Genomic DNA, 23,589 nt, shown 5'->3' with positions numbered 1-23,589 from the left:
TGATTTGCTAATTCGAGGGCGACGGTTATTGAAGATAAAAATCCAAATGAATAAATAATAAATAAAGGCATGTCGAAGCGCTGTGATGGCTAGGAAAGCCTCACAGTAATTCGGCATAATGACAAAACAACCAAAAATAGATTATGATCAAAAATTTTATTAAATCTGCCTTTAGAAACCTATGGAAAACCAAGGGGTATAGCTTTTTGAATATTTTTGGTTTAGCATTGGGAATAACCGTAACAGCATTGATTTTTCTTTGGGTTCAAGACGAGCTCTCCTACAATGATTATTTCAGCAATAAAAAGGACATCTATGTTGCCAAGTCAAAGCAGACCTATGATGGAAACATCAATGTATTTGGCGCTACACCAGGTCCATTTGCCAAAGCCCTAAAAAAGGATATCCCAGGGATTCTCAATTCAGGCAGGATTGACTGGGGAACTACTAAACTATTTACAGTTGGGGATAAACATATCTATCAATCTGGAAATTATGTGGATCCAGAAATCCTCAGTATCCTCAATCCGGAATTCTTGGCAGGAAACGCAAAAACAGCCTTAGATAACCCAAGTAGCATAGTTTTGAGTGAATCCACTGCCAAACGCTTCTTCAATGATGATAACCCTGTTGGAAAGACGATAAAGTTCGACAACAATCAAGTTTATACCGTATCAGCTGTTACGAAGGATTTTCCAAAAAATACGAATTACCGATATGATTGGCTCCTGAATTTCAAAATCATGGAAGCCAATAAAGAATTAGGATATGATTTCTGGGGAAACAACAGCATTCAGACCATTGTTCAATTAGAGCCAAATGCAGATATAAATGCAGTGAATGCGAAGGTTAAGAATTACATAGCCGAGATCAACAATGATAAAGAAGCCAATTCGGAGAATTTCCTTTACCCGATGGAAAGATGGCGCATGTACGACCGTTTTGAACAAGGGATTGAAAAGGATGGAAGAATAAAAAACGTTCGATTATTTACTTCTATCGCTTGGTTGGTTTTATTAATTGCCTGTATCAATTTCATGAACCTGTCGACTGCAAGGTCTGAGAAAAGAGCAAAAGAAGTTAGCATGCGTAAGATTGTTGGTGCCAAGAAAGGCTCCTTAATCATGCAATTCTTGGGAGAATCCATTGTTTTCGCATTTGTTGCCGGCATTTTGGCTATCGGAATGGTCAAATTAGGTCTACCGACATTTAATACCATGGTCAACAAAGAGCTTGCGATTGATTTTGGCAATTGGCAGCAAATTGGATTTATTAGCGCCATTATTTTAGTGGTTGGAATTATATCCGGTAGTTATCCAGCATTTTTCCTTTCTTCTTTTGACCCATTGACCACATTGAAGGGTGGCAAGAGAAAAGCTGGAAGCAGCAATCTTATCCGAAAAGGATTGGTCATTACCCAATTTACAGCAGCCATTATCTTAATGATATGTACCTCTGTCATTTACCTTCAGATCCAGTTTGCCAAGAACCGGGACTTAGGTTTTGACCGAAGCCAGGTTATTATGACGAATATTTTAGGGGATATGTCCAAACACATCCCTGTAATCAAGCAGGAATTGAAAGCCACCGGTAATGTGGAGGTGGTAGGTTTGAGCCGTGGAAGTGTTCTACAGGTCGGTTCCAATACCTCCTCATTCGAATGGGATGGTAAAGATCCAAAGTCTTCGATCTTGATTGGCTTCTCCTTTGTAGATGAGGATTTCGTAGATGCCTTGAGCATGAAAATCATGGATGGAAGAACGTTCAGACCTAACCTATTAGGCGATAGCAGTTCGGTATTAATCAATGAAAGCATGGCGAAACTGATTCAACCCGATGGCATGGTAGCCGGGAAGTTAATCAAGTTTCAAGGGGAAGCATTAACTGTAGCGGGTGTTGTAAAAAATTATGTTTACAATAGTATTTATGATGAAGCAGAGCCTTTGGTATTGGCACCTTTAGCCTTAGGACAAGCCTATGGCGTAGAAGCAGGAATATTAAATATCAAAACGAAACCGGGGGTGGACTTTCCAAAGGTGCTGAAAGAAATTGAAGGGATCGTGAAGAAGTATAACCCAGAATTCCCATTCAATTACAGCTTTTTGGATGATGATTTTAACAACTATTTTTCTTCAGAAATGATGCTGCAAAAATTGGCTAGTCTATTCTCTATTTTGGCCATCATTATTTCCTGCCTAGGATTATTGGGATTAGCGGCATTTTCAGCAGAACAAAGAGCTCGTGAAGTCAGTATCCGTAAAGTATTGGGTGCATCTGTAGGACGCTTGGTAAGAATGTTGAATACTGAATTTATTATTTTAGTTGGGATTTCATGTTTGATAGCCTATCCAATCGCTTGGTGGTTTATGCAAGATTGGCTAAAGGGATACAATTATCACATGGATATGCCTTGGATGATATTTTTGATGGTTGCAGGTCTAGCCTTAGTCATAGCCTTATTTACCATCAGTACCCAAGCCTTGCGGGCAGCAACGAGCAACCCTACGAAAACATTGAGGAACGAATAACATTAACCTATTATAAAACTGAAATTTATTTATTTTAAACAAAGAAACTCATGATAAAAATAACCAATCTTCAAAAATTCTACCGTACCGAGGAGGTAGAGACCGTTGCCTTGAACAATGTGAATATCCATGTTAAGGAAGGTGAATTTGTTGCAGTAATGGGACCTTCGGGATGTGGAAAGTCTACCCTTTTGAACATAATCGGTCTTTTGGATGATTTGGATGAAGGCAGTTATCTTTTCAATAATATTGAGGTTGCTCATTTCAAGGAAAACAAACGCTCGGATTTGCGTAAGCACAATATTGGATTTGTCTTCCAAAGTTTCAACCTGATCGATGAGTTGACTGTATTTGAAAACGTGGAACTTCCATTGGTCTACACCAATGTCCCTCCTGCAGAACGTAAGAAACGCGTGGAAGAGGTACTGGAGAAAGTACAGATTATGCACCGTCGTAATCACTTTCCACAACAGCTTTCCGGTGGTCAGCAACAGCGTGTGGCCGTTGCCCGCGCGGTAGTGAATAATCCCAAACTGATCCTTGCCGATGAGCCCACTGGTAACTTAGACTCCAGCAATGGTAATGAAGTCATGCAGTTGTTGACCGAACTCAACGAAAGCGGAACAACAATCGTTATGGTTACCCACTCAGAGCATGATGCAAAATTTTCAGACCGAGTGATCCGGATGCTGGATGGTCAAGTTATCTTGGAAACTACAACGGCATTGTAGGGTAGTATTTAGTAGAAAGTATTTAGTATTTAGACATTGTTAAACTATTGATATAACTGCCGGCCCAAAAGGCCGGCTTTTTTGTGAAAGGATTTTTGGGGATTTGAACCAGGATGGATGGGATGGGAGGATGGACCAAGATCTGTGTATGAACCAGGATTAAAGGGATGAGAGGATAGAACAAGATTATTGGCGGATTGCCTATCAACCATAAATTCATCTAGGCCTACAGTATGGGGGACTTTCAAGCGATAATATACTACCCAATCTCGGTTCAAGGTCTTAATATTAATACTCTCTATTAAATACTATTGTAAGCCGTCCATTACCGAACAAACAACCGTCCGATAACGGACAACTACCATACTTGAATAATTAACAATCAATTGATAATGAATTATTTACAATTTTGGCAAATGAATTGGATATTGATTTATGGATTGAAAAAATTATAGTTTCATAACCTTATCACTAATCAAAGGCCATGCAAAGTCAATATTTAAATATAACCTTTACGCTTCTGAAGAAGGTTAAAGGATTAAAGGGAAAAAACTCAGTTTGGGGCATCTGTTGCCTATCAAGCTTGATGGTTTTGTTGATGTTAAACCTGCAATATGGATTTAATAAAAACATCCCTGCAGATGGGGTTTGGTATGCTGCTGAGACGAAAGAGTTTTCAATTAAGGAGCAAGTCGTTGCTGGAATCGAACGTTCGGAAATGGAACTGAGCAGATTATGCAAAAAGGATACCATTATAAGGATAAAACCACTTGCAAGTGGAAATAAGGTAATTGTTGTCTTGCGTAAGGCTTCAAACCTTCCGCAGTTCATTAAACAAATCAATTACCTGATCTGATATGCTAAAAAACTATTTCAAGATAGCCTTTCGTAATCTTAAGAAGAACCGGGGTTTTACGGCAATTAATATTGTTGGATTAGCCATTGGTATGGCAGCAGCCATGCTGATTTTATTATGGGTCAATTTTCAATTTGGGTTCAACAAGAATTTCCCAAAAATCGAAAATCTGTATACTGTAGGTTCTAAAGAAGCAACAGATCAGGATTCCGCAACATGGTTTTCTACTCCAAAACCTATGGCAGCCGTGGTAAAGGAGGAAATTCCAGAAGTAGTGAATGTTTCTAGGTTAAGTGGAACCAGAGGTTTTTTATTTACAATTGGCGATAAAAAAGTTCCGGCAGGAATCGGTGTGTTTGTAGATTCCGCCTTTTTGAACATGTTTGAATTACCCTTATTGAGCGGGAATAGAAATACACTGTTAAAAGCCCCGAATAGCATTGTCTTATCTGAGAAACTTGCCAACAATCTCTTTGGAACTACAGATGTAATGGGGAAAACGATCAGACTGGATAGTACCAATGTGCTAGCAGTTACTGGAGTCATAAAGGAAACAGAATCCAATTCTATATTCCAAGGATATGAATATTATGTTCCTTGGACCTTAATGGAAAAACTAGGGTTTTCAGATAGCCAATGGGGAAATAGTTCCGTGGATCTATACGTAGAAATAAATGATAAAAAGCATCTTCCTAAAATCCAAGAACAAATCAAAGACTTGATTCCAAGGCACTCCGATGTAAAGACAGTCAGTTTTCTGACCGACTTTGCTGATAGATACCTTTACAATAAATACGAGAACGGAAAAGTAATTGGTGGAAGGATAGAAATGGTGAAAACATTTACCCTTATCGCTGCTTTAATCCTGTTGATTGCCTGTATAAACTTTATGAACCTCAGTACAGCCCAAAGTGAAAAGAGGGCGAAGGAGGTTGGAATCCGAAAGGTAGTTGGAGCGCAAAAAAAGAGTTTGGTGTTTCAATTTCTTTCAGAATCATTATTACTGGCTTGTTTTTCAGGTCTGATTGCCTTTATACTTGTCATCTTGGTTCTACCGGCCTTTAATGATTTGGTGGGCATGAAATTCAAGATGCCATTTCAGGATTTCAGGTTTTGGATCCTATTTGTTGGTTTTGTTTTGTTCACTGGCTTTCTAGCCGGCATTTACCCTGCATTCTTTCTGTCTTCCTTTAATCCGGTCAAGGTGTTAAAGGGACGTTTGCACAGCATACAGCAAAAAATCAACCCCAGGAAAGTACTTGTTGTTACCCAATTTAGTATAGCCTTGATATTGATCGTGAGTACCGTAGTGATCCAAAAGCAAATCAAACATGCCCAGGATCGCGACTTTGGATTTGAAAAAGAAAACCTGATCTATGTTCCAGAGGTCGGTGAGATCACTAAGAATGTGCAACTGATCAAGCAGGAACTATTAGACCAGAATGTGGCGCAATCAGTTAGTCGATTAATGTCTCCATTAACAGAACGTTGGAGCGGCTGGAATGGCTTCACTTGGGAAGGAAAAGACCCCAATAGCATTATCGATTTCAATCGCCAAACAGGTGATGATAGAGTTGTTGAAACCATGGGCTTTACCCTAATAGCAGGTCGCGATTTTGATCTGACCAAATTCCCGACCGATTCGATGGCTGCCATTATCAATGAATCCGGAGCAAAAGTCAGGGGCTTCAAAGACCCCATCGGCAAAATTTTCGATGATGGAGGAAGGAAATTCCATATCATCGGCGTCATTAAAGATTTCATCCAAGAGTCTCCATTTGAACCTGTCAAACCTTTGGTTATTGAAGGAGCTAGTGGCTGGATGAACAATATCCATATCCGCTTCAACCCAAGCTTGACGACCATAGATGCCCTGAAAAAAGCAGAGGCTATCTTCAAAAAATACAATCCTGACTTTCCTTTTGACTACAAATTTGTGGACGAGGCCTATGCCTTGAAATTCAAGGAAACTCAAAAAACCGGAAAACTGGCAGCTCTTTTTGCAGGCTTAACCATCATTATCTCTTGTTTAGGTTTATTTGGTTTGGCAGCCTATATGGCTGAAAGTAGAACGAAAGAAATTGGTGTTCGCAAAGTTTTAGGTGCCTCTGTGTTTTCTGTCACCAGATTGCTTTCCAAAGAATTTATTTTATTGATTGGAATCGCCTGTTTAATTGCTTTTCCAATCGCCTACTGGGCCATGAATAAATACCTCAATTCCTATACTTATAGAATCAATATCAGCTGGGAAATCTTTGCCTTTACAGCCGTACTGGCTTTGCTGATCACCATCTTGACCGTGAGTTATCAGTCGATTAAAGCTGCAATTGCTAATCCGGTGGATAGCTTGAGGGATGAGTAATTCAAGGGCTTTGCCCTTGAATGGATATGAGATGTGAGATTTAAGATTTGAGATTTGAGATATGAGATATGAGATTTGAGAGAGTGGAAAGGCTGCATGGCTGTAGACAACAGACAATAGACATAAGACAACAGAACTTTCTGGAGGGACACCATCGGGAATTAACGGATTAAAAAGTAGAGGGATTCTTCGGGGAGCCAGTGAATCTATTGCTAACCATTAAATAAGAAAGTAATGCTTAAGAACTATATCAAAATAGCGTGGAGGAATCTTTTAAGGAATAAGGGATTTACGGCAATAAATATCATCGGATTGGCGATTGGGATGGCTGGTGCATTAATGATTTTGCTTTGGTTGCAGAATATGCTGACCATGGATCGGTATCATGAGAAAAGTGACCGTTTGTATATCATGAGTAATAGGGATGAGAATCAAGGATCAAAATATGCTTGGGTTTACACCCCAAAGATCCTTGGTCCTTCCATGAAAGAAGAATTTCCGGATATTGAATCGTATTCTAGATATAGCGATCAGAATTATTTTTTGACCAGCTATGAAGATAAAAAATTAAAAACCAATTTATCATTTGTCGACCCTGGGTTCTTTAATATGTTCAGTTTTCCTATTATAGCTGGAGAAAAGAGCAATTTACTGAATGACCTAAAATCCATCGTCTTAACAGCCAAGAAAGCCAAAGACCTGTTTGGTAATGAAGATCCAATTGGCAAGATCATAAAAATTGATTCTGTGGACCAAGTCAGAGTACAAGCGGTTATCGCGGATATTCCCTCGAATTCAAGTTTTGATTTTGAAGGCTTAATTTCTTGGGAATATCCCAAAAGCATCAATTATTATGATGAGAATTGGTCTAACAATTCTATTTTCACTTATATCTTGTTGAAAAATGGAATATCACTTTCTGATTTCAACAATAAGATAAAGAGTTTTACAAGGGACCATATCAATGGTGACAACAATACATCAGTTAATAGAAGTACCGTAGATATTTTCGCATTTCCCTATAAGGATCAGTTTTTATATAATAATGGGAAAGGTGGCGAATTCAAAACAGGGAGGATTGACCTAGTTAATCTGTTTGCGTGGATAGGTGGTTTTATCCTATTAGTTGCATGTATTAATTTTATGAACTTAAGTACGGCAAAATCAGAAAGAAGGGCCAAGGAAGTTGGCGTAAGAAAAGTTATTGGAGCAGACAAAAAAAGTTTAATACTTCAGTTTTTGACAGAAAGTATCCTCATCAGTCTTCTCGCAGCTGTACTTTCGATTATCATCATAATAATTGCTCTTCCTTACTTTAATGAGTTAGTTTCTAAGAATATCTCAATTTCATTTTTAACAGCCTCAACCTGGTTGTTTTTATTAGGTTTTGCTTTATTTACAGGCTTATTAGCTGGTGCCTATCCTGCATTTTTTCTTTCAGCGTTTAAACCAATCAGTACGTTGAAAGGGAAGTTTAAGGCAACCACTAAAGGTGTAAGTATGCGCTCGGTTTTAGTTATCGTTCAATTTACCCTAGCCATCATCTTGATTATTGCAACCGTAGTTGTTTATCAACAGATCAACCATAGCAAAGAAAGAGATCGTGGATACCAAGAAAATGGTTTGGTTTATACTGAAATTGAAGGAAATATTGAGAAGAACTTCAAAAGCATAAAAAATGACCTTCTCAGTAGCAATGCAGTGGTTTCAGTTTCCAAAAACCTATCTCCAGTTACTGATCGTTATAGTTCCGGCTGGGGATTTTACTCTGATGCATCCCTAGATGAAGATAAAAGAATAAATTTTAACCGTTTCAGTTCTGATGCTGATGGTATAAAAACCTTAGGCTTTACCTTGATCAATGGGCGAGATATTGACGCATACAAATTTCCTACAGATAGCAACGCTGTACTTATTAATGAGGCTGCCGCTCAGGTATTGAAGTTAAAGAACCCGGTAGGAAGCATTATCAATGGTGATGGCAGGAGGCTGACAGTTGTCGGGGTAATCAAAGATTTCGTGATGGCATCTCCATTTGGCAAAACTGAACCAACAGTAATTTTAGGTCCATCATCTTATTTTAGTGTTGTTCATTATCGGCTTAATCCAGCACATTCAACTAGTGACAATATAAAAACCATAGAAGGCATATTTAAGAAATACAATCCTGAGTATCCATTCTCTTATCACTTTATTGATAAGGTATTTGAAAACAAGTTCAAGGAAGCTCAGGCTATTGGTACAATTGCCATGCTCTTTGCTGGCTTGACCATCTTTATTTCCTGTTTGGGGCTTCTTGCCTTGATTGCCTATATGGCGGAAACTAGAATGAAGGAAATTGCTGTAAGAAAGGTTTTGGGTGCTTCGGTTCCTCAGATTACTTCTCTCCTATCCATGGACTTTATCAAATTGGTTTTGATTTCCATCTTAATTGCTTCACCAATTGCTTGGTGGGCAATGAACAACTGGCTGCAAGATTTTGAATACCGCATCCATATGGAATGGTACTATTTTGTGATCGCAGGAGCAGCAGCAATCTTTATTTCTCTGGCAACTATTAGTTTCCAATCTATAAAAGCTGCACTTGCAAATCCGGTGGATAGCTTGAGGGATGAGTGATTCAAGGGCTTTGCCCTTGAATGGATATGAGATGCTTGAATGGATATGAGATGTGAGATATGAGATTTGAGAGAGAGGGAAGGCTACATGGCTGTAGACATAAGATAATAGGCATAAGACAACAGAAATTCTGGCGGGGTATTGCTAGGGGGATTAATAAAGAAGATATTAAATTAAATATTGACCAAAATGTTAAGAAATCATTTTAAAACGGCTTGGAGATTTTTAAAGAAAAATTTACTGGTAACCTCTATTAGTGTAATCAGTTTGGCCATTGGGATCTGTGCGACCCTGATCATTTTTTTGATGGTGCGCTATGACTTTAGTTTTGACAAGCATTTGCCACATGGAGACCGTGTATATAAGGTTGTAAGTGATGGAGGTTATAAAGGCGACGCGGTATTGGTTCCATTGATACGGGCCATGCAAACAGAATTGACGGGTGTGGAGGCAGTTGTTCCGAATTTGGAATTAGGGACTGCAAAGTTGAAAATCGAAAAGGAAGCTGGTCAGGAAGAAAAGGTATTTCCAAATGAAGAAGGTTTGACCTTTAGCAATGAAAAATACTTCAGCATATTTCCACATGCTTCTTTAGCGGGAGATATCAACTCCCTAAAAGAGCCTAATACTATTGTTCTTACCCAAAGTAAGGCCGAGATTCTATTCCCAAAGGCTAATGCTAGTGATGTGGTAGGGAAAAATATCTTATTTGCTGATAGCATACAATTGACTGTTGGAGCTGTCGTAGCTGATATGAAAGAGAATTCTGATTTCAAGTATGATGGAATAATTTCAGTTTCTACGGTTGAAAACAATGCTTCCTTGAAAGTGATAAAATCTTGGGATCAATGGAGTAATTATAATGGTGGCAATCAATGTATTCTCTTATTAAAACCTGGAACTTCGCCTAAAAATATTGAAAAGGTAATTGCTGGGATCTTAAGTAAGAACAAAGAGCAAAATGATTATGAATGGAAGGATAATTTTATCCTTCAACCTTTAAAGGATGTCCATTTTGACATTAAATTCAATTACAATGCTGTAAAAGAATCCACCTTAAGAAACTTAATCTTGTTAGCGGTCTTCCTACTGACTTTAGGAGCTATTAATTTTATCAATCTCTCTACGGCTCAATCTACAGAGCGTGCTAAAGAGATTGGAATCAGGAAAACATTGGGTGGAAAGAAGTCAAATCTGGTAAAACAATTTCTATTGGAGACATTTTTAGTTGCAGGATTTGCTACGATATTATCCGTAATATTAATTCCTATCCTGACTCAGGCCTTCGCAGGATTTCTTCCTAAAGGATTTACCGTTTCGTCCATTCCAGTTTTGGAAATCATAGGATTTTTGGTTCTTCAACTGCTAGTTATTACCTGTATCGCGGGTTTTTATCCGGCTTGGGTCCTAACGGGATACTCTCCTATTATGGCCTTGAAAAACCAAGCCACAAAAAACAGTAATCTGAGTAGAAGCGCCTGGGTAAGAAAAGGATTGACCATTTTCCAATTTGTTTTGGCGCAAGTCTTTTTGATTGCCGTATTGGTGGTATCCAAGCAGATCCATTATGCTATTAATATGGATATGGGTTTCAATAAGGATGCAGTAGTGACTTTTTTCGTTCCAAACTTCGACCGTGAACAAAAGGGAAAGGTCCTAAAGACTGAATTGGAAAATTTAGCTGAAGTAAATGCGGTTAGTTTTGGCAATCAATCGCCGGCATTCAATGGTTACATGAGCTCCGGAATGGCGTATGACCAAAACACTTCGGACAAGAAAATGGTCACCTTCGATGCTAGAAATGGGGATGAGAACTTTATTAAGGTTTATAATATTCCGCTAATAACTGGTAGAAACGTCCGAGTCCTTGACTCTGTTTCGGAAAGTATTATCAATGTCAAGATGTTGGAACTTCTTGGTCTGAAAAATCCTGAGGACGCCATTGGCAAAACATTCAATAATGGTCAAACAACCATTGTTGGAGTAATGAAGGATTTTAATATTTCTTCAGCACGCGAAGCCGTAAGACCTACGATGTACTGGAGCAGCAATTCGGGTTATATGATGCATGTGGCTTTGGATAAAAACCACCCTGAAACTTGGAAAAATGCGATTAGTAAAATCGAAAGCAAGTTTAAAAGCCTCTACCCTGAGGAAACATTTGACTATAAATTCGTCGATGATATTATTGCCAATTTCTATAAAACCGAACAGAACCTATCAAAGCTGTTGAGTTGGGCGGTATGGCTTTCCATCAGCATTGCTTCACTGGGATTGTTTGGTTTGGCTGTATTCATCACCAACCAGCGTGTAAAAGAAATCGGCATCCGTAAAGTTCTAGGTGCTTCGGTCAGCCAGATAATATTCTTACTGTTGAAAAACCTAATGCTCCTTGTCATTATCGCTTCTGTCATCGCATTCCCTATTGCCTGGTATTTTATGCATGAATGGCTCAACGATTTTGTCTATAAGACCGAACTCTCATGGTGGATTTTTGTCATCGCAGGAATTGGCCTTTCGGCAGTTGCTACACTGGTCCTTACGTCCAGGACTTACTTCGCCGCCAAAGCAAATCCTGTAGATAGCTTGAGGGATGAGTAATTCAAGGGCTTTGCCCTTGAATGGACATGAGATGTGAGATATGAGATTTGAGAGAGTGGAAAGGGGTTAAGACTTAAGACATAAGACACAAGACAATAGACAATAGAATTTTCCGGCGGACTATTGCCGGGAATTAACAGATTGAAAATCAGAGGGATTCAGAGTACAACGAAGAATCTATTTTATATTTTTTTGGATAGGGGTCATTTCGAAATCGTAAGATGAGAAAACTATTTCAAATGAAGTTTGGATAGTTCCGAGATCCTTCGGCGGAGCCATCAGGATGACACAAAAAGGGTATAGAAAAATATTTCACCCCCGCTAGGGGTTCTCCCAAATAACAAATCATTTTCTACAAAGATTCCACCCCCTGTTGGGGGTTTTATTTTGTCTTATTTTTCAGTTAAACCTTCATATGGAGGTCTATCCGAATTAGCTTGGATCTTTCATTGTTTATATTATTATTTTATTAACATTAATGATAGCATTGGCGAACAGTTCCTTGACCTTCGGTCAAGGATGACAGGGTCGTAAGGTATTTAGAAGTCGCACCCCATCCAGGTTCAAATCCAGATCTTGCCCCATCCTCTTATCCTTTCCATCCTGGTTCAAATCCAGATCTTGGCCCATCCTCTCATCCTTTCCATCCTGGTTCAAATCCATTACGTTCATTAGCGAACAACAAATCGTCCGATAATGAACATATCAATCTTTAAGGATATACACAAATAACAGATAATCAATATATTACATTTATGGCAAATGAATTGAATTGCTGTTTAATACGAAAAAAAATTGATATGGAATTTGCTTTACCATATTTCAACACTCAAATCTCAATACTACTAAAATGCTTAAAACAGCTTGGAGATCGATATTAAAGACCAAATCCTTAAGTGCTATTCACATCATAGGATTGGCTATTGCCATTGCAGCATCAACGGTTTTGTTTTTGACAGCAATGTTTGAGTTGTCATTTGATAATTTCCATCCTAATGGGGAAAGAATTGCGCTTCTTTATAAAAGTTCAGAACCGGAAACTGGAAAAAGAGAGGATTCTTCGATGCCTTCACCTTTAGCGCCACAGTTGAAAAAGGATATTCCAAGTATTGAAAGTATTACGCGCTATGCCAATAGTAAATTGGTACTGAAAAATGGAGAGAAAGAATTTACTTCAACCAATAGATTTGTGGATGAGGATTTTTTCAAGATTTTCGATTTTCCTTTTATATCAGGTAATAAGAATGTCCTTTCGGGTCTTGACAATATGGTCTTGACGGAGAATATGGCAAAGAATCTGTTTGACAACACAGATGTAGTTGGAAAACAGATTGAGGTTAATTTAAATGGGGTTTGGAAGGCGGCTACCATTGGCGCAGTCCTGAAAGATATTCCTAGCAATTCGAGCCTTCGTTTTAATTCGCTCTATAGATTTGAAAACAGACCTGGTTACCTTGAACAGACGCAAGTCTGGGACAACTCAGACCATGAGGTTTATGTAAAAATGAAAGCTGAAGTCAACGATGCGACTTTCGGCAAGGAAACCAAAGCATTTACAGAACAATTTTTTAAAAATGATATAGACCGGTTGAAACGTGATGGCGGAAAAGCAGATGTTAATGGCAGTTATTTCAGTTTCCACTTATTGCCGTTAGCCAAAGTACACTTAAATGATTTTGGTCCTTCAGCCTCTTTATCATCTAATTATCCTTGGATATTATTGTTGATCTCGGGCTTAATTATGTTTATTGCATCGTCCAATTTCATCAATCTCTCCTTAGCTAATGCTATCAGTAGAAATAGGGAAATTGGCACTCGCAAGACATTAGGCGGAACGACCTGGGACATTGTAAAGCAGTTGACCCTAGAATCTTTTATCTTATGTATTATTTCATTGTTGGTAGGGTTACTCATCGCCTATTTGGTTTTACCGCAGTTCAATGCCAACATGAATTACCAATTGAAAATAACAGATCTATTTAATATCAAGAACCTCGTTATCTTCCTAGTGGCATTCCTGCTAATCTCCCTTCTTGCCGGAGGATTACCGGCCTTTAAAGCAGCACGGACAAATATTATCCAATCCCTAAAGGGATCCAATAAAATAAAAACATCAAGTCTTAGAAGTTCATTAACAGTATTGCAATTTGTGATCGCCATTATATTGATCATTGCCACCATTGTAATCAGCACCCAATTGAACTATATCTCGAATAAGCCATTAGGATTTAATAAAACTGAAGTCATCAGTATTCCAATTGGTGCTGGAGTCAATAAAGAAGATATGGTGCAAAGGATGCGTGCTGAGTTAAGCCAACAAACCTGGGTAAAGAATGTCAGTGCAGCGGATGTAAATATTGGTAAGGGACGAGATGGCACTTTACAAAGGAGCATCTTTGGTTTTGAGTATGAGAACAAAGAGATCCAAACTAATTTCATGCGTGTAGATTATGATTACCTAAATACGTTAGGCATCAAATTATTGGGAGGCAGGGATTTTGACCGTTCCTTCGGTACCGATACGAATGCTGTAGTTATCAACAAACAGATGGCGGCACAATTTGGTGGTGCGGATAAAGTATTGGGAAAGGAAATAGACCTGAACGGTAAAAGTACCGTGATTGGGATCATGGATGATTTTAATTTCCAAGATCTTAGGGCCCAAGTCGAGCCATTAACCATTTCAGTAAATCCAAATGTTTTCACTGTGGAATACATCTTTGTCCGTGTCGAAACGCAACAGCTTGCTGAAACTTTGGATAAGGTAAATGCGATATGGAAAAAAGTAAATCCAAAAGCTAAGGTTGACCCTTCTTATCTCGATGAGAACACGCAGAACCTGTATCAATCGGAGCGGACATTTTCAAAAATTGTCATCAGCGGAACGAGTATAGCCATTGTTATTTCTTGCCTAGGGTTATTCGCTCTAGCATTATTAACTATTAATACAAGGGTGAAGGAGATTGGTATCCGTAAGGTCTTAGGGTCTTCGGTATCCAGTATCATTATACTCCTTTCTAAAGACTTTATAAGATTAGTCCTTATTGCCTTTTTAATGGCAGCACCAATAGCATGGTGGGTCATGAATAATTGGTTGCAGACCTATGCCTACCGCATCAATATCCAATGGTGGATGTTTGCCCTAGCAGCAGGTCTAGCCGTTATCATTGCTTGGTCTACCATCGCTTGGCAAGCCTTTAGAGCCGCGAATGCGAATATTGTGGATAGTTTGAGGGATGAGTAATTCTTTTTAAAGTATTTAGTATTAAGTATTTAGTATTTAGACCTATGGAGTCTATAAAACTGAACTTAAAATTTCTAAAACGTAAATATAATTGATACATGCGAGTCTTAATACTAAATACTAGCTACTAAATACTAAGAAAAAAATGTTTCAAAACAATATAAAAATCGCTTGGAGGAACCTCAAGAATCAGAGGTTTTATTCCATAATCAAGATTGGGGGATTTGCATTTAGCATGGCTATTTGCTTATTGATTGTGCTTTATATACAGCATGAATTGAGTTATGATAAATTCTATAAGGACTCTAATCAGATATTCAGGGTTGTAGGAGTAATTACAAGGGATAATGTGGTACAGAAGGGCGTTTCTATGCCGGCTCCTGCTGGGCCTGAATTGAAGGAGGAGTTCCCTGAAATTACTGCTTTTGGTCGCGTATTATCGAATCCGCTTTTTGGTGCAGGCAGTAATCAGGTTGCTACCAATGAAAATCCGGAACTCTTTAGCGAGGAAGGGTTTTGTTTTGTCGATCAAGGCATAATGGACATGTTTCGGATGGAAACGGTTTTTGGCACCTTAAATCATGCTTTGGATAATCCCAATACGATTGTCATTACCAAAAGTAAGGCTGAGAAGTTATTCAAAGGAGATCCTATTGGAAAGATTATTTATCTAAATAATGATAAATCCAAGGGCTATAGCATAACCGCTGTAATCGATGATATCCCAACCAACTCGAACTTTTACGGCTTTGATTTCTTTATGACCTTAAGTGGTCATGAACCTTACCCTGGGGAGAAACAGAACTGGTTAGCTTCCAATTATTCGACCTATTTCAAAGTAAAAGATGGAACTGATATTACTCAACTAGAGAAAAAACTAACCAGATCCTATATTGATGATCATTATCGACCAGCCGTAGTACAGGCAGGAATGGCGGTCAATGAAGAAATATGGAAGTCTGCGAAAATGACCTTACAGCCGTTGAAAGATATTCACTTGCATTCAAAAGGGATCCAAAATAACAAGATTGAAAACCAGAATCGAGGTGATGCCCAATTGGTCTACATCTTTGCCGGAATAGCAGCTTTAATATTGATTATTGCCATCATCAATTTCATCAATCTTTCCACTGCCAATGCAAATACGCGTGCTAAGGAGGTTGGTGTAAGAAAAACGATTGGTTCTGACCGCAGTTCACTGATTTGGCAGTTTATTACTGAATCGTTATTATATTCCCTAATTTCGATATTGATTGCCATCGCCATTGCTTATCTTTTATTGCCTTATTTTAATGGCATAGCTGGCAAATCTTTGACTTTCCCATGGAAGAATTTAGTTTATATTCCTTCACTCTTATTCTTTGGATGTTTTATAGGCATCATTTCGGGTGTTTATCCTGCCCTATATCTTTCTTCCTTTAAACCAATTGCCGTTCTCAAAGGAAAACTCAATCTAAAATCTGGGAACAACTGGTTTAGAAATGGATTGGTGGTCTTTCAATTTTCTACATCAATAATCCTGATCATAGGAACATTAATCATCAATCAACAGGTAAAATATATTCTCCACAAAGATTTAGGTTTTAATAAGGAACAGGTCTTGGTTTTACGCGGGACAGGAACTTGGGATGGAAAGCAAAAAGCGATGAAAGAGGAACTGAAAGGTATTTCGACTGTTTCCTCGGTTTCGGTTGGTGATTATTTACCGGTCATGATGGATGGGGTAAGACGGAATGGCAATGCCTATTGGATCGATGGCAGGCAGAATGAGGATGTAGGAATTGGCGGGCAAAATTGGTTGGTCGATGTAGATTACCTAAAGACATTTGGTATCAAACTGATTGAAGGCAGGAATTTTAATATGGAGATGCCAACCGACTCAACAGCAGTCGTCGTCAACCAAAGCATGGTTAGGGAACTCGGCATAACCAATCCCATCGGAGCCAAGATCCGGAATTTCGCAACCTTTACCATCATCGGGGTGGTTGAAGATTTTATTTTTGGCGATATGAAAGGCGAGGCGGTAAAACCATTGGCATTGATGATAGGTGGTAGTCCTAATATGATTTCCATCAAGCTTAATACGAATAACCTCGAACAGACCCTTGCAGAAATCAATAAAGTTTGGAACAGTTTCTCTCCAAATCAGAAAATTCAATATACTTTCTTAGATGAAGGATTTGAGAATCTCTATGCTGACGTTCAACGCACTCAAGCGATCGTTTCAACCTTCGCCCTGTTCGCCATTTTTATTGCCTGCTTGGGATTGTTTGGCTTGGCAGCATTTGTCACTCAACAGCGGACAAAAGAAATCGGTATCCGAAAAGTATTAGGTGCAAGCCTTCCAGGAATTATCAAATTGCTTTCTACAGATTTTATAAAACTGGTTTTTATTGCCATTATCATCGCTTCACCAATTGCATGGTGGGCAATGAACAATTGGTTGAAAGATTTTAGCTATAGAATTGATATTAAGCCATGGGTGTTTTTAGCAGCTGGTGGTATAAGCCTGTTTATTGCTTTCTGCACCATTTGTTATCATGCTCTTAGGATTGGAAGGATCAATCCTGTCAATAGCTTGAAGGATGAGTGATTTTTTTCAAGTATTTAGTATTAAGTATTTAGTATTTAGACCGATGGCTTTTAGTGGGGATGGAATTATTAACAGGGGTTAGAGTTTGAACCAGGATGAAAGGGATGGGAGGATGGGCCAAGATTTGGAAATGAACCAGGATGGAAAGGATTGGAGGATGGGCCAAGATTTTGGATTTGAACCAGGATGGAAAGGATTGGAGGATGGGCCAAGATTTTGGATTTGAACCAGGATGGAAAGGATTGGAGGATGGGCCAAGATTTTGGATTTGAACCAGGATGCCCTTCGACGCAGCTCAGGGTACGGGATGAGAGGATCAGCCAAGATTTGGGAAGACCCCAAGATTGATAATATCTTATTTCCATCATAAAAATATAAAATGCACATATCACCCTGTAGGGGTGAAATTATTTTAGCAAAGATTTAGTCCGCTGTACTACCCCTTTAAGGGTTGAATGGATAATAGGTCAATAATCTACCGGAATCCATAATTGAACCCCTAAAGGGGTAATCCTTCAATTCCATCATTTTCTAAAATAATTAAACCCCTAATGGGGTTTTCCAAGGTATTAAAAATATAGTGCACATATCACCCTGTAAGGGTGAAATTATTTTAGCAAGGATTTTTTAGCTGTACTACCCCTTTAGGGGTTGAATTGGTATTAGACACTTAAACTACCGGAATCCGGATTGAACCCCTAAAGGGGTAATCATTCAATTCTATCATTTTCTAAAATAATTAAACCCCGAATGGGGTTTTCCAAGGTGTTAAAAAATATGACCCCTATCACCCTGTAGGGGTGAAAATATTTTAGCAAAGATTTAGTCCGCTGTACTACCCCTTTAGGGGTTAAATTGGCAATTGAGCGATATAACGGAATTATTCAAGAAATACCCCCTTTGAATAATTTCTTCTTTTCAGTGTCTTGTGTCTGCTGACAATTATCCCGCAACCGTTCAGTACCGAACAAAAAGCGTTCGATATCGAACATGTCAAACACCCTAAACAATTGCATTAATCTGTTTTTCAATGCTTTACATTAATGGCAAATGTATTGTATTTTAATTCAGCGGGTAAATAGCTCAATGCAATTAGGCATTTACTCGAAGGGAAACACATTACCAATATTAGCATGAATAATCTAAAGATAGCTTTTCGGAACATTCGCAAAAACAAGGGTTTTTCGATTATCAATATTGCCAGTTTAGCATTGGGGATAACCTGTTTTTTATTGTTGTTGGCCTATGTTTACCATGAGTTGAGTTATGATCGATATCTATCCAATTCGGATCGGGTTTCGCTGGTTACTTCTTCAGTGAAATCTCCGGAAGATGCTGAATTCACCTATTGGAGGGTAACTCCCACGGCTGTAGCTCCGGTCTTTGCAAAGGAATTTCCTGAAATCGAGAAAGCCGTCAGGATGTATACTTACAATAATGCTGCCTTGATCGAAAATGGCTCGGAATCAATTAAAGAGTCTGGTCTAAAATATGTGGATGAGGATTTTTTAAAAGTCTTAGATTATAAGGTCCTTTCAGGAAATGTAAATGCTGCACTATCGAATCCGAATGATATTGTATTGACTGAATCGTTGGCTAAGAAGTATTTTTCGAATGAAAATGCTATTGGTAAAACGATTATGATCGATAAATCACCTTGGACCATAACAGCGGTCATCGAGGATTTACCAACCTATACCGAAATCAAGTTTTCTGCTTTGCTATCAAACAAAGGCTTGAAGAGATACCAACAAGAACCTCAATGGGGATCAGCAAATGACATCACTTTTGTTTTGTTGAAAGCGAATGTCAATCAGCAGGCATTACAGGAAAAGGTAGATGCCTTTATGAAGCATCAACTGAAAGAGCAATATGATGCGGGTTATACCATTAAGATCAATCTTGAAAACATAGAAACAGTGCACTTACATTCCAAAGCAGCTGGTTCAGGAAACCTATTGTACCTGTATATCTTCGGCTTCTTAGCAGCTGCCCTCCTACTGATCTCGGCGGTAAACTTTACCAATCTATCCCTAGCCCATGCTACGGAGAGGGCTAAAGAGATCGCCGTTCGAAAAGTCATTGGTGCTCACAAAAAGGGAATTTTCAATCAATTTATTGTGGAAGGTGGAATGATGGTTGGAATAGCTTTACTGTTGGGGCTTCTGCTTGCTTGGATATTATTACCTGTATTCAGCGTATATTTAGGTGTTCCCATGAAACTCGAACTATGGTCAAATCCGTCTTTCTATTTTGCTGTATTAACCTTCTTCGTTGTATTGAATTTTATTGCATCAGGTTGGCCAGCATGGGTCATTGCACAATTCAAACCTATCAGCGTCATCAAGGGTCAACTAAAGTCGAGTAAGACAAAGTTTTCAATTGCCAAGATTTTGATAACCTTCCAATATTGCATTTCGATATTTTTAGTGATCTGTACTTTGTTTGCCTATAGGCAGATGCAATTTATCCAGACCATGGATACTGGCCTGAACCGTTCTCAGATTGTTGTTTTGGATGGAGACGTATTACAATCTACAGGGGTGGAAAACTTGAAAAATGAACTTAAGAACATCGGATCCATCAAAAGTATTTCGGCCTCTTATGATTCGCCTGTCAATGTGCAGGGTGGTTATTCTTTGGAAACCTCTGAAGGCAAGAATCCAAACTTCAACATGGATATTACGGCATTGCCGATCGAACGAGACTTTTTGTCGACTTTTGAAATTCCAATTCTCGCTGGGGAACCATTGAACGAAACGGATATCATCAAAGCTAAGGACACTTCTGCTACGCGATCTGTAGCCATCATCATCAATAAAATGGCGGCAGAAAGAATTGGGTGGACTCCAGAGGAAGCAATCGGGAAGACCGTCAATATTAATGGAAGAAGGGGACCTGTGAAGGCAGTGGTAGACAATTTCAACTTTGCTTCATTGAAAGAAGAAGTTCGACCAGTAGCGTTATTTCCTGAATACAGCTATTTTGGGAATGTTTTTGTAAAGATAAATGCAGGTGCCAATACGACTCAAGCTTTACAGGATATACAGGTAGCCTTTAACAAAATATTACCTAATACCACCTTTAATTATCATTTCTTGGATGATGATTATGCTGCACTTTACAAACAAGAGCAACAAACCACCAAGATTATGCAACTCTTTGCCTTAGTCACCATAGTAATTGCTTGTATCGGTCTCTTTGCAATATCTGCCTATACAGCACAGCAACGCGTTAAAGAGATTGGTATCAGAAAGGTGTTGGGTGCTTCGGTAAGTAAACTGGTGGCTCTATTGACTTCTGATTTCATAAAATTGGTAGTCTTGGCATTTATAATTGCTATTCCATTAGGGTATTGGGCCATGGATAAATGGCTCAGCAACTTTGTTTACCATATCCATATTGAATGGTGGATATTCTTTGCTGCTGGTTTGATTACCCTCATGATTTCATTTATGACCATTGGAGGCCAGGCGTTTAAGGCAGCAAGGGCAAATCCGGTGGACAGTTTGAAGGATGAATGATTATTCAAGGGCTTTGCCCTTGAATGGATTTGAGATTTGAGAGAGTGGAAAGGTTATAAAAGCGAATAAATAAATTACTTTTTGATTTAGCAAAGATTATGAAGAACTTGAATTTGATTTTTAGGAAATTATGGAAGAATAAGTTATTTACCTTCCTGAATATTATAGGCTTGGCCATTGGGATCAGTGCCTGTTGGATCGTTTTTAGGCTGGTGAACTACGAATTGAGTTTTGACAAGAACCATGCTGAAGGGGAGAAAATATTCAAGGTATATGGGGTTTTCGATGAGGTAGGTTCTACTGATCGGTTTGATGGGGTTCCAACTCCATTAGCCAGATATATTAAAGAGAACCTTTCGAGTGTAGAGCTTTCGGTTCCGGTCAATAGGAGGTATTATCCAAAAATCAGGAACAGTTCGGACTCCAAGGAGAGTTTTACAATTGAAGATCAAGAGAACATCATTGAAACTACGAGTGATTATTTCAAAATGGTTCCTTATGAATGGTTGGCTGGAAATCCCAATAAAGCTTTACAGCACCCAGATGAGGTCATACTAACCAGCAGTAGGGCGAATCAATATTTCCCAAATATGGATCCCAAAGAAGTTGTTGGAAAAACATTAATGTATGACACGACACTCTTTTCTGTTTCTGGAGTCGTAAAAGATCTGGAAAGTCCAAGTAGCTTTTTGGCAAAGGAATTTGTAAAGATATCGGACAGAAATTGGAATTCAGACCTCTGGGTTTCCTTTATGTCTGATATCACTTTATTTGTTAAATTAAAGTCGCCAAACAATAGGGATGCCTTCGTGAAAGAAGTCAGCAAGAAAATCCATGAAATGGCCAAAACGGAATTCGCTGAAATGAATACCAAGGCCAGAGCTGGTGTAACTCCTCTTGCCGATGTACATTTTGACAAGAACCTTCAGAACAGTTCGAATATTAAAGTAGTTTATGGATTCATCGGAATAGGAATATTTTTACTCTTATTAGCGACCATCAACTATATCAATCTGACTACAGCTCAAGTACCTTATCGAGCCAAGGAAATTGGCATCCGCAAAACATTAGGCGAACAACCTTTTGATGTCACCAAATCATTTTTGCTGGAAACATTTTTCATTAGTCTGTTCGCTCTATTTCTATCTTGGCCCTTAACCAAAATATTCGAAAAAGCATTTGCCTCTTATTTACCAGCAAACCTGAATTCATTTTCAGATATTTTGCCAGTAAGTATCTTCATAGTAGGCTTAGTCATTTTCATTAGCATTGCTTCGAGCCTTTATCCTGCTTACCTGATCAACAAGGTTCAGATCTCTGAGGTCATCAAGATGAAAGGAATTGGAAAATTATCGGTTGGAAGCATTTCCATCAGAAAGGTATTGATCATATTTCAATTTGTCATTGCACAGGGCTTTGTTGTTTCCACCTTTATCATGGGGATGCAAATGAAACATACCATGACTTCAGACCTTGGGTTTAACCATCAAGCATTGATTACAATGCAATTACCTTATAAGGTCGATCAAAATGCTGATGTCGACCCTTATGTATTTAAGGATGCTTTGTTAAAACTTAGTCAGGTTGCTGGGGTGGCCCTAGGCCATTTACCATTGTCCAATAACCATTGGGGGAACTTTGTTTCTTCCACAGCGGACACTGGAGTAGTGAAAGTGAATGTGCCTTTCAAGTTTGTAGACAAAGACTATTTAGATGTTTATGGGATTAAGTTGCTTGCCGGAAGAAATATGACATTGGCAGATACCAGTTCAGGAATCATCCTAAATGAATTAGCTATCGAAGAAATGGGCTTCAAAAGTCCTGAAGAAGCGATTGGAAAAGCCGTAAGTGCCTATGGTAAGGACAGAACGATTACAGGTATTACCTCAAACTATACCAGCAAATCTTTTCATACCGAAAAAGAAGGGGTAGCTATGTTGACTACTAAATTTAGAGGTCAGCTCCAATACATATCCGTCAAACTACATGCTGATCCAAAAACTTGGAAATCTTCTTTGGAGACAATCGAAAAAGAATGGAAGAATATATATCCAAATGCTCCATTTGCCTATAAATTTTACGATGAGAATATCCGTCAACTGTACGAGGCGGACCATAAGTTTTCTAAAATCATCAACCTTTCTACAGGGGTTACCATCTTATTGAGTTGCCTCGGGTTAATTGGTTTGGTGACTATTTCTACCGCTCAACGAACGAAAGAAATAGGGATCCGTAAAGTATTGGGAAGTTCCATTTCTGGAATCGTTGGCTTGCTTTCAAAAGATTATATCAAGCTGGTCTTAATTTCCATTTTGATTGCTTCACCAATTGCTTGGTGGGCGTCCAATAAGTGGTTAGATGATTTTGCCTATAAAATTGAAATATCTTGGTGGATGTTTGTAATTCCGGCACTGGCTACTGTTGTTATTGCCTTCTTGACGATGAGTTTCCAATCCTTGAAAGCGGCCAAGGCCAATCCGGTGGATAGCTTGAGGGATGAGTAACTCAAGGGCTGTGCCCTTGATTGGATT

12 protein-coding genes are annotated in these 23,589 nt (G+C 38.7%); 11 read left to right on the top strand and 1 reads right to left on the bottom strand.

Features of this window, described 5'->3' with window-relative positions; translation table 11 throughout:
- Positions 1 to 143: 143 nt before the first annotated feature.
- From NMK93_RS02950 to NMK93_RS02925, 6 genes are all read left to right on the top strand, one after another.
- A complete protein-coding gene (locus NMK93_RS02950; protein ID WP_254526388.1) occupies positions 144 to 2,528 on the top strand; it encodes an ABC transporter permease in 2,385 nt (794 codons plus the stop codon).
- Between the two features lie 50 nt (positions 2,529 to 2,578).
- Complete coding sequence (locus NMK93_RS02945; RefSeq protein WP_093098540.1) at positions 2,579 to 3,259, top strand: ABC transporter ATP-binding protein; 681 nt, start codon at positions 2,579 to 2,581, stop codon at positions 3,257 to 3,259.
- A 484-nt stretch (positions 3,260 to 3,743) separates the two neighbouring features.
- On the top strand, positions 3,744 to 4,115 hold the full coding sequence (locus NMK93_RS02940; protein ID WP_254526390.1) for a hypothetical protein: 372 nt from the start codon (positions 3,744 to 3,746) through the stop codon (positions 4,113 to 4,115).
- Position 4,116: 1 nt separating this feature from the next.
- A complete protein-coding gene (locus tag NMK93_RS02935; protein ID WP_254526392.1) occupies positions 4,117 to 6,477 on the top strand; it encodes an ABC transporter permease in 2,361 nt (786 codons plus the stop codon).
- A 234-nt stretch (positions 6,478 to 6,711) separates the two neighbouring features.
- Entirely contained in the window at positions 6,712 to 9,096 is a 2,385-nt protein-coding gene (locus NMK93_RS02930; RefSeq protein ID WP_254526393.1) for an ABC transporter permease, read from the top strand.
- A 189-nt stretch (positions 9,097 to 9,285) separates the two neighbouring features.
- Complete coding sequence (locus NMK93_RS02925; protein WP_254526395.1) at positions 9,286 to 11,697, top strand: ABC transporter permease; 2,412 nt, start codon at positions 9,286 to 9,288, stop codon at positions 11,695 to 11,697.
- 513 nt (positions 11,698 to 12,210) lie between these two features.
- Here NMK93_RS02925 and NMK93_RS02920 read toward each other — a convergent pair.
- Positions 12,211 to 12,360, bottom strand: coding sequence for a hypothetical protein (locus NMK93_RS02920; protein WP_254526397.1), 150 nt, complete (start codon positions 12,358 to 12,360; stop codon positions 12,211 to 12,213).
- A gap of 187 nt (positions 12,361 to 12,547) precedes the next feature.
- On the opposite strand from NMK93_RS02920, the gene NMK93_RS02915 reads away from it, so the two are divergent.
- The 5 genes from NMK93_RS02915 (at position 12,548) to NMK93_RS02900 (ending at position 23,562) form a co-directional block, all read left to right on the top strand.
- A complete protein-coding gene (locus NMK93_RS02915; protein WP_254526399.1) occupies positions 12,548 to 14,941 on the top strand; it encodes an ABC transporter permease in 2,394 nt (797 codons plus the stop codon).
- Between the two features lie 145 nt (positions 14,942 to 15,086).
- Positions 15,087 to 17,534 (top strand): ABC transporter permease, encoded by a 2,448-nt coding sequence (locus NMK93_RS02910; protein ID WP_254534177.1) that lies wholly within the window; start codon positions 15,087 to 15,089, stop codon positions 17,532 to 17,534.
- Positions 17,535 to 17,674: 140 nt separating this feature from the next.
- Positions 17,675 to 17,806 carry a hypothetical protein gene (locus NMK93_RS19690; RefSeq protein ID WP_302328285.1) on the top strand — a complete coding sequence of 44 codons (132 nt, stop codon included), beginning with the start codon at positions 17,675 to 17,677 and terminating at the stop codon, positions 17,804 to 17,806.
- Positions 17,807 to 18,667: 861 nt separating this feature from the next.
- The gene (locus NMK93_RS02905; RefSeq protein ID WP_254526404.1) at positions 18,668 to 21,058 is read left to right on the top strand and encodes an ABC transporter permease; all 2,391 of its coding nucleotides are present in this window, start codon (positions 18,668 to 18,670) and stop codon (positions 21,056 to 21,058) included.
- 98 nt (positions 21,059 to 21,156) lie between these two features.
- Positions 21,157 to 23,562, top strand: coding sequence for an ABC transporter permease (locus tag NMK93_RS02900; RefSeq protein WP_254526406.1), 2,406 nt, complete (start codon positions 21,157 to 21,159; stop codon positions 23,560 to 23,562).
- Positions 23,563 to 23,589 lie beyond the last annotated feature (27 nt).

It is taken from the genome of Sphingobacterium sp. LZ7M1, from assembly GCF_024296865.1.
In the GTDB taxonomy this organism is placed as follows: Bacteria; Bacteroidota; Bacteroidia; order Sphingobacteriales; family Sphingobacteriaceae; genus Sphingobacterium.
The sequence above is the reverse complement of the archived record's forward strand: the minus strand, read 5'-3'. Positions and strand labels throughout refer to the sequence as shown.

Coding starts and splice junctions, on each gene's coding strand:
- NMK93_RS02945 (WP_093098540.1), top strand. CDS start 2,579: ATGATAAAAATAACCAATCTTCAAAAATTCTACCGTACCGAGGAGGTA.
- NMK93_RS02925 (WP_254526395.1), top strand. CDS start 9,286: ATGTTAAGAAATCATTTTAAAACGGCTTGGAGATTTTTAAAGAAAAAT.
- NMK93_RS02930 (WP_254526393.1), top strand. CDS start 6,712: ATGCTTAAGAACTATATCAAAATAGCGTGGAGGAATCTTTTAAGGAAT.
- NMK93_RS02950 (WP_254526388.1), top strand. CDS start 144: ATGATCAAAAATTTTATTAAATCTGCCTTTAGAAACCTATGGAAAACC.
- NMK93_RS02935 (WP_254526392.1), top strand. CDS start 4,117: ATGCTAAAAAACTATTTCAAGATAGCCTTTCGTAATCTTAAGAAGAAC.
- NMK93_RS19690 (WP_302328285.1), top strand. CDS start 17,675: ATGGAAAGGATTGGAGGATGGGCCAAGATTTTGGATTTGAACCAGGAT.
- NMK93_RS02940 (WP_254526390.1), top strand. CDS start 3,744: ATGCAAAGTCAATATTTAAATATAACCTTTACGCTTCTGAAGAAGGTT.
- NMK93_RS02915 (WP_254526399.1), top strand. CDS start 12,548: ATGCTTAAAACAGCTTGGAGATCGATATTAAAGACCAAATCCTTAAGT.
- NMK93_RS02900 (WP_254526406.1), top strand. CDS start 21,157: ATGAAGAACTTGAATTTGATTTTTAGGAAATTATGGAAGAATAAGTTA.
- NMK93_RS02905 (WP_254526404.1), top strand. CDS start 18,668: ATGAATAATCTAAAGATAGCTTTTCGGAACATTCGCAAAAACAAGGGT.
- NMK93_RS02920 (WP_254526397.1), bottom strand. CDS start 12,360: ATGGATTTGAACCAGGATGGAAAGGATGAGAGGATGGGCCAAGATCTG.
- NMK93_RS02910 (WP_254534177.1), top strand. CDS start 15,087: ATGTTTCAAAACAATATAAAAATCGCTTGGAGGAACCTCAAGAATCAG.